This window comes from Cognatishimia maritima (genome assembly GCF_900129685.1).
Taxonomy (GTDB): domain Bacteria; phylum Pseudomonadota; class Alphaproteobacteria; order Rhodobacterales; family Rhodobacteraceae; genus Cognatishimia; species Cognatishimia maritima.
Genome location: NZ_FQWM01000002.1, coordinates 326,680 through 340,403 on the forward strand (window position 1 = coordinate 326,680; position 13,724 = coordinate 340,403).

Annotated in this window: 14 protein-coding genes; 6 read left to right on the forward strand and 8 right to left on the reverse strand. The window is 56.1% G+C overall.

The window, feature by feature from the left end:
* The first annotated feature begins 83 nt into the window (after nt 1-83).
* Genes BUA39_RS07065 through BUA39_RS07075 form a run of 3 tightly spaced genes read left to right on the forward strand, consistent with a single transcriptional unit; the run spans nt 84 to nt 2,504 of the window.
* The gene (locus BUA39_RS07065; RefSeq protein WP_072792267.1) at nt 84-803 is read left to right on the forward strand and encodes a competence/damage-inducible protein A; all 720 of its coding nucleotides are present in this window, start codon (nt 84-86) and stop codon (nt 801-803) included.
* Nucleotides 800-1,522 (forward strand): GNAT family N-acetyltransferase, encoded by a 723-nt coding sequence (locus BUA39_RS07070; RefSeq protein ID WP_072792268.1) that lies wholly within the window; start codon nt 800-802, stop codon nt 1,520-1,522. Before BUA39_RS07065 ends, BUA39_RS07070 begins: the two co-directional genes overlap by 4 nt.
* A 34-nt stretch (nt 1,523-1,556) precedes the next feature.
* Entirely contained in the window at nt 1,557-2,504 is a 948-nt protein-coding gene (locus tag BUA39_RS07075) for an OmpA family protein (protein ID WP_084604789.1), read from the forward strand.
* Here the strand turns inward: BUA39_RS07075 and BUA39_RS07080 are convergent, their stop codons facing one another.
* The gene (locus tag BUA39_RS07080; protein WP_072792270.1) at nt 2,505-4,661 is read right to left on the reverse strand and encodes a transglycosylase domain-containing protein; all 2,157 of its coding nucleotides are present in this window, start codon (nt 4,659-4,661) and stop codon (nt 2,505-2,507) included. It abuts the gene before it with no gap.
* Between the two features lie 266 nt (nt 4,662-4,927).
* On the opposite strand from BUA39_RS07080, the gene BUA39_RS07085 reads away from it, so the two are divergent.
* From BUA39_RS07085 to BUA39_RS07095, 3 genes are all read left to right on the forward strand, one after another.
* Complete coding sequence (locus BUA39_RS07085; RefSeq protein WP_072792271.1) at nt 4,928-5,266, forward strand: P-II family nitrogen regulator; 339 nt, start codon at nt 4,928-4,930, stop codon at nt 5,264-5,266.
* 28 nt (nt 5,267-5,294) lie between these two features.
* Nucleotides 5,295-6,626: an ammonium transporter gene (locus tag BUA39_RS07090; RefSeq protein WP_072792273.1), complete on the forward strand. Its 1,332-nt coding sequence runs from the start codon at nt 5,295-5,297 to the stop codon at nt 6,624-6,626.
* Between the two features lie 120 nt (nt 6,627-6,746).
* Entirely contained in the window at nt 6,747-7,202 is a 456-nt protein-coding gene (locus BUA39_RS07095; protein WP_072792274.1) for an acyl-CoA thioesterase, read from the forward strand.
* A gap of 3 nt (nt 7,203-7,205) precedes the next feature.
* Here BUA39_RS07095 and BUA39_RS07100 read toward each other — a convergent pair whose 3' ends face one another.
* From BUA39_RS07100 to BUA39_RS07130, 7 genes are all read right to left on the reverse strand, one after another.
* Complete coding sequence (locus BUA39_RS07100; RefSeq protein ID WP_072792276.1) at nt 7,206-7,607, reverse strand: VOC family protein; 402 nt, start codon at nt 7,605-7,607, stop codon at nt 7,206-7,208.
* Between the two features lie 93 nt (nt 7,608-7,700).
* Nucleotides 7,701-8,885: an amino acid aminotransferase gene (locus tag BUA39_RS07105; protein WP_072792278.1), complete on the reverse strand. Its 1,185-nt coding sequence runs from the start codon at nt 8,883-8,885 to the stop codon at nt 7,701-7,703.
* 2 nt (nt 8,886-8,887) lie between these two features.
* Nucleotides 8,888-9,745 carry a 3-mercaptopyruvate sulfurtransferase gene (gene sseA / locus BUA39_RS07110; RefSeq protein ID WP_072792280.1) on the reverse strand — a complete coding sequence of 286 codons (858 nt, stop codon included), beginning with the start codon at nt 9,743-9,745 and terminating at the stop codon, nt 8,888-8,890.
* Nucleotides 9,746-9,878: 133 nt separating this feature from the next.
* Entirely contained in the window at nt 9,879-10,772 is an 894-nt protein-coding gene (locus BUA39_RS07115) for a LysR family transcriptional regulator (RefSeq protein ID WP_072792281.1), read from the reverse strand.
* A gap of 230 nt (nt 10,773-11,002) precedes the next feature.
* Entirely contained in the window at nt 11,003-11,479 is a 477-nt protein-coding gene (gene smpB, locus BUA39_RS07120; RefSeq protein ID WP_072792283.1) for an SsrA-binding protein SmpB, read from the reverse strand.
* A 321-nt stretch (nt 11,480-11,800) separates the two neighbouring features.
* Complete coding sequence (locus BUA39_RS07125) at nt 11,801-12,283, reverse strand: RNA pyrophosphohydrolase (RefSeq protein WP_072792284.1); 483 nt, start codon at nt 12,281-12,283, stop codon at nt 11,801-11,803.
* Nucleotides 12,284-12,393: 110 nt separating this feature from the next.
* A complete protein-coding gene (locus tag BUA39_RS07130; protein ID WP_072792722.1) occupies nt 12,394-13,722 on the reverse strand; it encodes a S41 family peptidase in 1,329 nt (442 codons plus the stop codon).
* Nucleotides 13,723-13,724 lie beyond the last annotated feature (2 nt).

Below are 13,724 nucleotides of genomic sequence, written 5' to 3' on the forward strand. Positions count from 1 at the left end.
ACCCCGGAAATCGTCAAAAGACAAAGGCGCTTGCGGTGGGAACGCGCAACGCTATCTTGCAGGAGGTTAGCCGGAGACACCCAATGCCAAACCCAACCGCAGCCATGATCGTGATCGGGGACGAGATCCTTTCTGGCCGGACCCGAGACGCCAATATGCACTACCTCGCAGGGCAGTTGACCGAGATGGGCGTCGATCTGAAAGAAGTGCGCGTGGTCAGTGACAGTGCCGCAGATATCTCAGAGGCAGTTCAAGCGCTCTCGCGGCGCTATGATCATGTCTTCACTTCAGGCGGCATCGGGCCAACCCATGATGACATCACCGCAGATTGTGTCGCTGCAGCCTTTGATCGACCCATTGATGTGCGCGACGATGCCAAAGCGCTGCTTGCTGCGCATTATGAAAAAACCGGGCGGGAACTCAACGCCGCCCGGCTGCGCATGGCGCGCATCCCCGAAGGCGCAGTGCTGATTGACAACCCTGTTTCCATCGCTCCGGGGTTTACCATCGAAAACGTCCACGTCATGGCTGGTGTGCCCTCGGTTTTCAAAGCCATGGTCGCAAGTGTCCTGCCCCAGATTACAGGCGGTGCGCCATTGCTGTCTGATACCCAGAGGATTGATCGCGGTGAGGGCGATATCGCGGGGCCTTTGGCGGCTCTGGCGGAAAAATTCAATGACCTGTCGATTGGCTCCTATCCGTTTCAGGACAATGGTGTCTATGGTGCCAACATCGTTGTGCGTGGCACCGACCGCGCTCGGATCAACGCCGTGATGGCGGAACTTAAGGACATCTTTGCGTGAGCTTACCTGATATCAAGACGCTTTATTCCGTTTGCGAGGCCACATGGCCACCTGCCGCGCGATCGAGTGCCGGGGGTTTCACCATTCGCGACGGAAAGCAGGGCGGAAAAAGAGTGTCTGCCGCGACCTTGGCAGACACGCTTGCGCAGATTGACCTCTTTGATGCCGAACACGCGATGGCAGCACTCAACCAACCGTCGCTTTTTCAGATCCGCGAGGGCGAGGACGCACTGGATGCGCTGTTGGAAACAGAAGGCTATGCAGTTGTTGATCCTGTCAATGTCTGGGCCGCGACAACGGAAACGCTGATGACCGAATTGCCGCCGCGCACCGTGGCAATCCCCGCTTGGGAACCGCTACAGATTATGAAGGAAATCTGGGCTGAGGGCGGGATTGGCACAGCGCGCATCGAGGTGATGCACCGCGTCAAGGGTCCCAAAACCGGCTTTCTAAGCCGCTGGAATGACAAGCCCGCGGGTGCCGCTTTCGCCGCCATGCACCGCGGCATGACAATGGTGCACGCAGTGGAAATCAAGCCCGAGTTCCGACGCAATGGACTTGGCCGCTGGGCCATGCGCCGTGCGGCCTATTGGACCCATGAAAACCAAGGCCACACGGTTTCTGTTATTTGCACGCAGGACAACGTTGCCGCAAACGCGCTGTATCAAGGATTGGGAATGACCCGGATTGGGAGCTATCATTACCGCATCAAACCCTAGAGAGCCGCACATCAGGAGAGTTGCAACGCAACAAATGCTTCGCCATACAGCGCGCATGAAGCCGATACTTGGATTGCTCATCGCCCTTATGCCCCTCAGTGCGACAGCGCTGGAACTGGCCATGCCAAGCGGCAGCACCCTTGCGTTTGATAGCGTCACCGAAGATGCAAGTTTTGCCTTGCCGGATAGCCCTTACATCGACGGCTATGTTTCAACGCGCCGAGTGACCGGGCAGGTCAGCAAACAGGTTTGGCAGCTACCAGGTAAGACAGCGACACCTGAACAAATGGTCGCCCCTTTGCGCAGCCAATTCGAAGCGGCCGGTTTTGCGATTTTGCTGGATTGTGACGCAGACAGCTGCGGCGGCTTTGACTTTCGCTTTTCCATCGACGTGGTGCCTGCGCCTGACATGTACGTGGATCTTGTGAATTACCGGTTTGTCTCAGCGCTCAAGGACACAAGCTCTGGTATCGAGGCGATCTCGGTTTTGGCCAGCGCGTCTGAGGCGCAGGGTTTCCTCCAATTGATTGCCGTTCAGCCGCAATCCGGCGGCACCGCAGTTGTCGCCCCCTCGACCAACCCGCCTGTGGTTGCGCCGAGCGACACATCAACGCTGCAGGCATCGCTTGTCGCCACCGGGCATGTTGTCTTGTCTGACTTGGAATTTGAAACCGGATCATCAAACCTCTCGGCCAGCACCTTTGGCTCTCTTCGCGACCTCGCGGCTTTTATGACAGAGAACCCTGCGCAGCGCATCGCCCTGGTCGGGCACACTGACAACGTCGGCAGCCTGGAAAACAACGTCGCCCTGTCCCAAAAACGCTCTGAGGCGGTTAAATCGCGATTGATCGAAGTTTTTGGTATCCCCGCCGATCAGATCGACGCAACCGGTGTCGGCTATCTTGCCCCCCTCGTGTCCAACCTGACCGACCAAGGGCGCGCGCAAAACCGCCGTGTAGAGGCGGTTCTGCTTTCGCAGTAATCAGTTGCCGCCGAAGATTCCGCGCAGCAGTTGCTCCAAGACATTGTCGCGATTGTTGGACCGGTTTGGCCGCGTTTGCGAAGGCTTGGGCTTTGGCGTGAATGCCGGCAGGGGCCGTGGCGTCATGCCTTCGGTCACGCGCGTCATCACCTCTTGCCAGATTTGTGCAGGCAGGCCGCCGCCGGTGACACCGGTCAATGGCGTGTTGTCGTCATACCCCATCCAAACGCCTGCCACGTAATCCGCCGTGAACCCGATAAACCACGCGTCTTTGGCCGCACTGGTGGTCCCTGTCTTGCCCGCGATTTGCCAGCCGGGAATTTGGGCGCGCGCACCGGTGCCTTCGGACACCACCTTGGACATCATATAGATCAACTCGCGCGCGGCATCTTCGCTGATCACGCGCTCTCGGATACCGCCGCCTGTGCCCATCAACGGCTCTGGGTCATCCAGCAGTTTCAACTCCACCAACCCAAAGGGCGTCACGGATGAACCGCCGTTGAGGATACCAGCATAGGCCCCGGTCATTTCCAAAAGCGACGCCTCAGACGCGCCCAGCGCAAGGGCTGGCCCAGCAGCAAGGTCGCTTTCAATTCCGAAATCTCCGGCGACTTTGCGCACGTTCTCGCGGCCCACCGCCTCGGAAATCTTGACGGCTGGCACGTTCAACGATTGCATCAACGCCCATTCCAGCGACACCTCACCGTAGTGTTTGTTGGTGTAATTGCGCGGACACCATTCGCCAGAGCCGGGAATGTTCAGACAATAGGGCGCATCGAGCACCGTATCGACATGGGAATAACCAAGTTCCAGAGCCGTTGCATAAACGAAGGGCTTGAAGGCGGATCCTGTCTGCCGCTTGGCCTGCACCGCTCGATTAAAGGCGCCCGACACTTTGCTTTGCCGACCACCGACCATGGCGCGCACCGCGCCGTCTGCAGACATGACAACAATCGCGGCCTCTGCTTCTGACCCTTCTTTGACTTTGTTTTCAAAAACCCACTTCAGACCCTCCTCAGCCGCCTTTTGAATGCGCTGATCCAGCGTGGTCGAGATGATCACATCTTCCGTCGTGTTATTGGTAAAGAACTCAGGCCCTGTCGACATCACCCAATCGGCGAAATACCCGCCAGCTTTGGCCTGCGCGGCCTCTGACAGGGTCGCTGGGTTGTTCTGCCACCGAGAGGTCTCTGCGTCCGACAGCAAGCCCTGTTCATTCATCAGACGCAGCACGGTTGCCGCCCGGTCCTGAGATCGTTTCAGGTTGTTCGTCGGCGCGAGACGAGACGGCGCAGTCAACAGACCAGCGATGGTCGCCGCCTCTGCTGGGTTCAAAGTCGCTGCGCTTTTGCCATAATAGCGCTGCGCCGCAGCCTCGGCCCCATAGGCTCCGCCCCCCATGTAGGCGCGGTTCAGGTAGATCGACAGAATATCGTCTTTGGCGTATTTCGCCTCCATGGCGAGGGCGAAAATCGCCTCTTTGATCTTGCGCGCCATCGAGCCACGGCGACAATCCGCGACATAGTCCGCTTCGCTCTTCCATTGGGTTTTATCGTATTCCACACCAAGACAAAGAAGCTTTGCGGTCTGCTGCGTGATCGTTGACCCGCCATGACCTGACAATGGACCACGACCTTCACGCAGGTTAATGCGCACGGCAGACGCCACGCCGCGTGGGCTGACGCCAATGTGGTTATAGAATCGTTTGTCCTCTGTCGCGATCACGGCGTTCTTGAGATGACGAGAGACACTGTTTGCCGTCACCGCACCGCCGAACTGATCCCCACGCCATGCAAAGACATCTCCGTTGCGGTCTTGCAAGGTGACCGACCCTTGCGCGCGCCCATCTAGCAGCTCTTCGAGGTCCGGCAGGGTCGTATAGACATAGGCAACGGCCAATCCGATGATCAGCATGACAACCATGGCACTGCGCCAAGTGATCTTCCAGAATAGCTTCAGCACCCAACCGATAATGCGGCCGAAGAAGCCAACAATACCGCCACGTCTTTGCTTTGCTTTCCGAGGCGCGCTGCGCCGTTTTGGTTTTGCCTTGGGTTTGGACTTTGTTTTTGGCTTTGCTTTCTTCGCAGCCGTCGGCTTTGCGCCATAGCGCTTTTCCGCCACCAACGGTGGTTTTCTTTTTCTGGAATCAGTCATCGCAAAGCCTGCCCGATGTGTTCGCTTTTGGCGCAGTCTAGCGAATGGATTGGGAAATGTAGAGCCGCACAAACCCAGAAAATCCCTTCTATTTCTGCCTATTTTTTAATCTTTTGTCTGGATTTGTGCAAAAATTGTGCGTTCTGCACCCCCTGAAAGCACAAAAAACCCGCATTTCACTTCGAAATCGACGCATCTGGCGGTTTTCTGCCGCTGCATCGACGTGATGGCCCATTGGGCTGTCAGCATCAGAAAAGGGGAACCGGGTGAAACTGATTATTGCGACAATCAAGCCGTTCAAGCTGGAGGAGGTCCGCGAGGCGCTGACCGACATCGGCGTGCGCGGCCTTATGGTGACCGAGATTAAGGGCTTTGGTGCCCAGTCCGGCCACACAGAAATTTATCGTGGTGCGGAATACACCGTGAACTTCGTTCCGAAAGTCAAACTGGAGTTGGTCGTGGCCGCCTCCATGGTTGAGCAGGTCGTCGAAACAATTTCGACCACCGCGCGCACTGGCAAAATCGGCGACGGCAAAATCTTTGTTCTGGACGTGGCACAGGCCGTGCGCGTGCGGACAGGTGAAACCAACGAGGACGCGCTGTAAGGCGCGCATGGGAAAGGGACACTATCCAATGAAACTCGCTACTAAATTTGGTCTGGCCGCTGCGCTGACCGCCCTTCCAACGCTTGGTTTTGCCCAAGACGCGGTTGCTGGCATAGACGCATCGTCTGACTCTATCTTTATCTTGAACTCCCTGCTCTTCCTGGTCGGCGGCTTCCTCGTTTTCTGGATGGCAGCTGGTTTTGCGATGCTCGAAGCGGGCCTGGTACGCGGCAAAAACGTGACCATGCAGCTGACAAAGAACATCGCGCTCTTTTCGCTGGCGGCGATCTTTTACTACCTGATCGGTTACAACCTGATGTACCCGCTGGGCACATGGTCTGTTGACGGCGTTCTTTCCGGCGTCTGGGGCCCTGGCGTTCTGGAAGCCGTTGGTGTCACACGTGATGCCGCAGACGACTACGGTTATGCGTCCACAGGTTCTGACTTCTTCTTCCAGCTGATGTTCTGTGCAACCACCGCGTCTATCGTGTCTGGTACCCTGGCAGAGCGCATCAAACTGTGGCCATTCCTGATCTTCACCATCGTTCTGACAGCTATCATCTACCCACTGCAGGCGTCTTGGAAGTGGGGCGGCGGTTTCCTTGACGAAGCAGGCTTCCTGGACTTCGCAGGTTCCACAGTTGTGCACTCTGTAGGTGGCTGGGCAGCGCTGACTGGCGCGATCATCCTTGGCCCACGTATCGGCAAGTACAAAGATGGCAAAACCGTTCCTATGCCAGGCTCTAACCTGACACTGGCGACACTGGGTACTTTCATCCTGTGGCTGGGTTGGTTCGGCTTCAACGGCGGCTCTCAGCTGGCGATGGGCACAGTTGGCGACGTTGCAGACGTTTCCCGCATCTTCGCAAACACCAACACAGCGGCTGCTGGTGGTGCAATCGCGGCGCTGCTGCTGACGCAGATCCTCTACAAAAAGCCTGACCTTACCATGGTTCTCAACGGCGCTCTGGCGGGTCTCGTATCCATCACGGCTGAGCCTCTGACACCAACTCTGGGTTCTGCAACCCTGATCGGTGCAGTTGGCGGTGTAATCGTGGTCTTCGCGGTTCCGTTCCTCGACAAGCTGAAAATCGACGACGTTGTCGGTGCGATCCCTGTTCACCTGATCGCAGGTATCTGGGGCACCATCGCGGTTGTCCTGACCAACTCTGACGCGTCTTTGGGCACGCAGCTGTACTCCATCGTAGTGGTCGGCATCTTCACTGTCGTGGCATCCGGTCTGGTCTGGTTCATCTTGAAAGTGACCATGGGCATCCGTGTCACCGAAGAAGACGAGATCAACGGTCTGGACATGGCAGAGCTGGGCATGGAAGCATACCCAGAGTTCTCCAAAGGCTAAGGTCTTCGGACATCGAATTGAGAAAGCCCGGGGCACACTGCCTCGGGCTTTTTCGTTGCTTTTGTCGGATGTTTGGCCCACCACAGGAATTCGGTGACATAGACGCGAACGGAGCACCAGATGGACACAGCCAGTTTTCAAGTTCAGAAACTTGCCGAGCAATTGAAAGAGCGCGGCTCTCTGGTCATCCGCACCATCGCCATGCCCTCGGACACGAACCCTTCAGGCGATATCTTTGGTGGCTGGCTTCTGGCGCAAATGGATTTGGCCGCGGGCAACATGGCCGGCCAGATCGCGCGCGGACGCTGTGCGACCGTTGCAATCGAAGGCATTCAGTTCGTGCGCCCCGTGCATGTCGGGGACGAGGTCACAATCTATGCCAAACTCGTGAAACTAGGGCGATCATCGATCACGATGAATATCCAAGCCTGGAGCCGCCCAAGGGATCAGGAGCACGCCGAGAATGTTATCAAGGCGAAGTTCATTTTTGTGGCCATTGATGAAAACGGGAAATCGCGCGCCCTGCCCGATAACGCGGCAGAGAACTTGGTGTTTACGCGGTTGCCGAAAGCCTAGTGCTCAGGCGCGATCTTCTGATAACTGAACCAAATCCCAAAGGTTCCCATAAAAGTCTTTGAACACCGCCACGGTGCCATAGGGCTCTTTCTGCGGAGCGCGGACAAACTCAACCCCGTGTGCGCGATAGGCCTCATAGTCACGCCAGAAATCATCCGTTTGTAAAAAGAGCATGACGCGCCCACCGGATTGGTCACCGATGTATTTGGCCTGATGAGCATCTGTGGCCTTGCCGAGAACAATCGAACATCCGCCGCCATTGGGCCGCACCACAACCCACCTTTTGTTCTGTTCTGGCTGAAATTCGTCTGCGACCAATTCAAATCCGAGCGTTCCGACATAAAAGCGTATTGCTTCGTCATAGTCGCGAACAACGAGTGCAATATGTGCGAGTGATTGTGCCACGGGACCTCACGGGTTTCGATTTTCCAACCCATACACCAGAAACGCAGAAGGCGCCCCTTTCGGAGCGCCTCCAAATCAAAATCTCAAATCGGCTTAGATGCCCGCGTCGACAATCGCCTTGGCCAGCAAAGGCACCGTGTCTTTGTTCAGACCTGCGATATTCATGCGGCTGTCGCCAACCATGTAGATACCGTTGTCGGCGCGCAGTTGTTCGACCTTATCGGGCGTCGTGCCAATTTGGCTGAACATGCCGCGGTGTTCGGCGATGAAGCCAAAACGGTCAGAGCCAGATAGCTTCTGCAACTCGTCGGCCAGTTGTTGACGCAGCTCCAACATGCCCAGACGGATTTCTTCCAGTTCCGCCGCCCAGTCCGCGCGCAGTTCTGGATCGGTGAGGATCATTGTCACCACACGCGCGCCATGGTCTGGCGGGAAGGAATAGTTCTGACGGTTCAGGTAGTTCAGGTTCTGCTGAACGATTGGTGTCAGCTCGGCATCATCAGAGATCGCCATAAGCAAGCCGGTCCGTTCGCGGTAAACGCCAAAATTCTTAGAGCAGCTGGCCGCGATCAGAACTTCTTTGACCGAAGATGCCACAAGACGCGTCGCCTCTGCGTCTTCGTCCAACCCATTGCCAAAGCCCTGATACGCAATGTCGACCATCGCGATCAGACCCTTTTCATTGATCAGGTCAATGACGGACTGCCACTGCGTTATGTTCAGGTTGGCACCCGTTGGGTTGTGACAGCAGCCGTGGAGCAATACCACATCGCCCGCTTTGGCATCGGCGAGGTCTTCCAGCATCCCCTCGAAATCTACCGCGCGCGATTCAGTGTCGAAATAGCGATACTCGATTGTAGGAATTCCTAGGAACTTCAGGATAGAAACGTGGTTCGGCCAGGTCGGGTTAGACACGAAAACGCGTGCGTCTGGGTTTGCCATTTTCACCAGCTCAAACGCTTGACGCACCGCGCCGGTCCCACCCGGAGTCGCGATAGCGGCGATGCGATCACGCTGAACGGAATCGCCAAGCACCAGATCGATCATCGCATCTGCAAAGGCGGGATCGCCGGGCAGCCCAACGTAGCTTTTGCTGGTTTGCTCTTCGACCAGACGGCGTTCTGCCGCTTTCACCGCACGCATGACCGGGGTCACACCTTCGGCGTTCTTGTAGACACCAACGCCCAGGTCAACTTTCTGGATGCGTGGGTCCTCTTTGAATTTTGTCATCAGGGCGAGGATTTTGTCTGCAGGCTGAGACTTTAGGTTGCCGAGCATAGTTAGGCTTCTCCAGTGGCAATTGGGACGGTTGGGAAGGCACCCCATTCGGTCCATGATCCATCATAAAGCGCATGGTCGGTTTTGCCCAACCGCTCCATGGCCAAAACAAGAATTGCAGCGGTGACACCCGACCCGCAGGTCGTGATCGCAGGTTTGGAAAGATCAACGCCTGCGGCCTCAAATATCGCGCGGGTTTCCTCAGGCGATTTCATCGTCTGGTCGGCGTTCAAGAGTGTCGAATAAGGCACGTTGCGCGAATTTGGGATATGGCCTGACCGCATGCCCTCACGTGGCTCTGCGGCCTCGCCGCGAAAGCGTTCTGCGGCACGTGCGTCAATGATAACTTTATCCTGCAGTTTTGACGCGTGGGACACCTGCGTCACGTCCTTCACCATATCGTGCTGAAACGACGCATACATATGGCGGTCACGGATCAGGGCTGGTTCTGTCGTCACTGGACGGTTTTCTGCGCGCCATTTGGGCAGCCCGCCATCCAAGACTGCGACGTCCTTATGGCCCATCAGTTTGAAAAGCCACCACACGCGCGCTGCCGAAAACAATCCCTTGGCGTCATAGACCACAATCTGGTGGCCATCGCCGACACCCATTGCCCGCACACGCGACAGGAATTTCTCAATCGGAGGCACCATATGGGGCAAATCCGATCGCAGGTCAGAGATTTCATCAATGTCGAAAAACCGCGCCCCAGGAATATGGGCTTCGGCAAACTCAGCCTTTGGATCGCGGCCTTCATTGGGCAAGAACCACGTCGCATCAAGAATGCGAAGGTCAGGATCTTTCAGACGTGCGGCAAGCCAATCGGTCGAAACCAGGGTTCTGGGATCATTCTGCGGCATGTTCGGCCTCAATTTCGGAATTCAGATATTGCCTACAACTGCCTCTGCCCAGAGGCAAGGCTCGCCCGCGCAAGATTCTTACGATCACGTCGAAAACTCGAGGATAGGCGGCAAATAACCGGGCGAAATGCGCCTATTGGCGCGTTTCACCGGGCTCTCCTCCGAAGACGTCGATCAGAGCCTGAACCACTGCCGTCTCCCGTGGTGTCGATTTTTTGCTGTCGGTCAGCAGAAACATCATTCCCTTTCTGATGTGTCGATCCGGGAAGACCTCAATCAAACGACCCTCTTTCAGGTCCTTCTCAACACTGGTGCTCAGACAGGCCACCAGACCAACGCCCTCGCGCGCCCATGCAAGGCGTGTCTGATGTGAGCTAGCTTGCAGCGTTTTCTTGAAGGTCACCAATTCATCCGGATTGGCCAGCGGGATGTCGATACCAGACTCGGTGCGTAGATTGCACAAGTAAGGCAATTGCGTAATGCGCTCTTTGTCGAGCGGGTCGATGTCGCCGATCAAATCGGGATGCCCAACGATCACAATGCGCATGAGGCGACTCCAGAGTTGGGTCAACCCCTGCACCGGTGCGCCAAGGCCCACACGCAGAAACAAATCCCGCGCGTGGCGGCTCGGATCAGTCAATGCATCCTCGATCAGAACGCTTAGACGCAGATTTGGGTGACGCTCTGCCAGCAAGGTTATGACCTCGTGAAACCCATTGTCAGAGACTTCCTGTGGCAGCGAAATTGTCAAAAGCCCTTCAACTCGGTCTGTGGCTTCAACATGCAGCGCTCTTTCCAGCGCACCGACAATCTGCGTCGCCTCCGAGTACATCTCGGTCCCGCGGCTGGTCGGTCGCACGCCGCCGCGAATCCGTTCAACCAGAGGTTCACCAATGTGGGTTTCAAGGATGCGAACAGAGTCACTGATCGAAGAGGCGCTGACCTCAAGCTTGGACGCCGCACCCGAAATTGATCCTGCTTCGATCACATAGGCAAAATTTGCTAAATGCCTCAAATATCCATGCATCGGAAATTCCGTGTTTCAGATTTTGTAAATTCAGGATATCCGAAGCACCGAAAAGAGACTAGAAAGAACTTAATTCGGCTGTTGAAGAAATTGTGAACACAACATTCTCATTTTTTGCTTTATGGTAAAAATCGGCTATATGATTCCTCTCTAAGAGGATTCGGAATACGAGTGCCAGGGAGTTATGAGTGCCCCCATGCTGTGAAAACAGCATGGGGTTTTATTTTTTCCTAGTCGCCGTGCCGCAACAATCTTTGCTTTTGCCGGCTCCAGTCCCGTTTCGCTTCGGTTGCACGTTTGTCGTGATTTTTCTTACCTTTTGCGATCCCAACCTTCAGCTTAACCAACCCCTTGTGGTTGAAATACATAACAAGCGGGACAATGGTCATGCCTTTGCGCTGAGTGTCATTCCAAAGGCGGGACAATTCGCGGCGGCTAACAAGCAACTTGCGGCGGCGGCGCTCCATATGGCTGAACATGGCGCGCTCATAGGGCGCGATATAGCTGTTCACCAGCCACAGTTCACCATCTTTGACCTCGGCATAGCTTTCCGCCACATTCGCCGAGTTCTCGCGCAGAGATTTCACCTCGGAGCCGGTCAACACGATCCCGCATTCAATGTCATCTTCGATGGCATAGTCAAACCGTGCGCGCCGATTTTCGGCGATCACTTTGTAATTCGGGTCGGATTTGTCTTTCTTGGCCATGGTCGGATTTGATTACAGGGTCACGCAAACCCTGTCCATCGGATTCACCGCCTCCAGATAGGAGGCGGCGCAATCCAGTTCAAACCCTAGTTTTGCAAAAGGCGACTGCCGTGAGGGTTATCGATAACCATCTTCCAGCCGCAGTCCCGCACCTGTTCGAAGATTTGAAGCATATCCATCGCCTGAGCCTATATCGAGCTAGACAGCATCGCGTGGCGATATGTGACGAAGAACCATAACATACTAAATTTTTTGTGCCGCCGCCTTGGATATCGTTATTCGTACAGGGAATGGCGCGCGTTGGATCAGAGGATCGTTTGATCACAGATGTGGCGCGAACTCCGCCACGACCTGCTCGTAAACCGCGCGTTTGAACGGGACGATATTTGCGACCAATTCGGACACCGGCAGCCAACGCCATTCGGAGAATTCTTGATGGTCGACTTCGATGTTGATCTGATTGTCGGTCCCGTGAAACCGGAAAAGAAACCATTTTTGTTCTTGGCCCTTATAGCGGCCTTTCCAGATACGCGGCACGATGTCATGCGGCAGATCATAGGCGATCCAGCCATCGGTTTCGGCAACCAAGGTAACCAGTTCAGGTGAAACGCCGGTTTCTTCTTCTAGCTCCCGTAGGGCAGCAGTTTTCGCGTCCTCACCCTTGTCGATCCCGCCCTGAGGCATTTGCCAAGCGGGCACTTCGCTATCAAGGCGTTGGCCGACAAAAATCTCTCCCTCCGCGTTCATCAGCATGACACCGACGTTTTTGCGATAGGGCAATCGGGCGATTTCTTCTGGCGTCATGCGAACCTCCGGCTTTCGCGCCTGTTAAAGCGAAGCCATGACGTGAGAGCAAGCAAAACGGGCGCCGAATGGCGCCCGCTGTTAAGAATTCTTGGTATCCGCCTTGTGAATTATTCCTGCGGACCCAGCGCTGACAGACCTTTGAGAATATCAATCGCGTAGGCCAGTTGATAATCGTCTTCGCGCAACTGCGCTGCGGCTTCGGCGACGGCGTTGTCTTCTTCGATCTGACGGATTTCATCCTCTGACAGGCTGTCGTTGTTCAGACTGCCGCGCAAATCGGCCTCTGTGCGATTGCGGCGGGTTTCTTCGTCCTCTTCGTCTGTCCGGCGGCGCGGTTGCTGGACCACGATGTCAGGAGAAACCCCCAGCGCCTGAATAGAGCGTCCAGACGGCGTGTAATAACGCGCTGTGGTCAGGCGCATCGCCCCTTCGCCGCGCAACGGCATCACGGTTTGAACAGAGCCTTTCCCAAAGCTCTTGGTACCGACAACAATGGCGCGGCGGTGATCTTTCAAAGCGCCGGCGACAATTTCAGACGCCGAAGCAGAGCCGCCATTGATCAGAACAACAATCGGTTTGCCGTCGATCAGATCGCCGGGTGTTGCGTTGAAACGCTCGCCATCTGCCGGGTCGCGACCACGGGTCGATACGATTTCGCCTTTTTCAAGGAAGGCATCAGACACGCGGATCGCTTGGCTCAAGAGACCACCGGGGTTGTTGCGCAGGTCCAAGACAAGGCCATTGAGGTTCTCGAGGCCGCCTGCGGCTTCGATTTCTTCAGCGATGCCATCCTTCAGGTTGGGGAAGGTTTGGTCGTTAAACGTTGTGACCCGCATCACCAAGGTATTGCCTTCGGTGCGAGATCGCACCGCCGTCAGCTTGATGGTGTCGCGAATGATCGAAACATCAAACGGCTCTGGCTCACCCTCGCGCGCAATGGTCACGATGATCTCTGATCCGACCGGGCCGCGCATCAGTTCGACGGCTTCATCCAAGGTAAAGCCAAGGACGCTCTCGCCATCCACATGCGTGATGAAATCGCCTGCTTCGATCCCGGCCTCAGATGCCGGCGTGCCATCAATTGGCGACACGACTTTGACAAAGCCTTCTTCTTGCGTGACCTCGATGCCCAGCCCGCCAAATTCGCCGCGTGTTTGCAAGCGCATTTGAGCGGCATCATCTGGGGCAAGATAGCCCGAGTGCGGATCAAGCGAGGTCAACATCCCGTTGATCGCCGCTTCGATCAATTCGCCCTCATCCACTTCTTCGACATACTGCGCGCGAATGCGCTCAAAGATGTCGCCAAAGAGATCAAGCTGCTCATAGACGCTGGCCTGCCGCTCATTTTCCTGGGCGATCAGCGGCCCCGCAATTTGGGTTGTCGCCAGAATTCCGGCCAGTGTGCCGCCAAGTGCAGCCACGACGAATCTTTTCATCT

Excerpts from the sequence above, each read along its gene's own strand:
- BUA39_RS07080 (WP_072792270.1), bottom strand. The coding sequence starts at position 4,661 with ATGACTGATTCCAGAAAAAGAAAACCACCGTTGGTGGCGGAAAAGCGC.
- BUA39_RS07125 (WP_072792284.1), bottom strand. The coding sequence starts at position 12,283 with ATGACGCCAGAAGAAATCGCCCGATTGCCCTATCGCAAAAACGTCGGT.
- sseA (WP_072792280.1), bottom strand. The coding sequence starts at position 9,745 with ATGCCGCAGAATGATCCCAGAACCCTGGTTTCGACCGATTGGCTTGCC.
- BUA39_RS07075 (WP_084604789.1), top strand. The coding sequence starts at position 1,557 with ATGCTTCGCCATACAGCGCGCATGAAGCCGATACTTGGATTGCTCATC.
- BUA39_RS07105 (WP_072792278.1), bottom strand. The coding sequence starts at position 8,885 with ATGCTCGGCAACCTAAAGTCTCAGCCTGCAGACAAAATCCTCGCCCTG.
- BUA39_RS07095 (WP_072792274.1), top strand. The coding sequence starts at position 6,747 with ATGGACACAGCCAGTTTTCAAGTTCAGAAACTTGCCGAGCAATTGAAA.
- BUA39_RS07130 (WP_072792722.1), bottom strand. The coding sequence starts at position 13,722 with ATGAAAAGATTCGTCGTGGCTGCACTTGGCGGCACACTGGCCGGAATT.
- BUA39_RS07115 (WP_072792281.1), bottom strand. The coding sequence starts at position 10,772 with ATGCATGGATATTTGAGGCATTTAGCAAATTTTGCCTATGTGATCGAA.
- BUA39_RS07065 (WP_072792267.1), top strand. The coding sequence starts at position 84 with ATGCCAAACCCAACCGCAGCCATGATCGTGATCGGGGACGAGATCCTT.
- smpB (WP_072792283.1), bottom strand. The coding sequence starts at position 11,479 with ATGGCCAAGAAAGACAAATCCGACCCGAATTACAAAGTGATCGCCGAA.
- BUA39_RS07090 (WP_072792273.1), top strand. The coding sequence starts at position 5,295 with ATGAAACTCGCTACTAAATTTGGTCTGGCCGCTGCGCTGACCGCCCTT.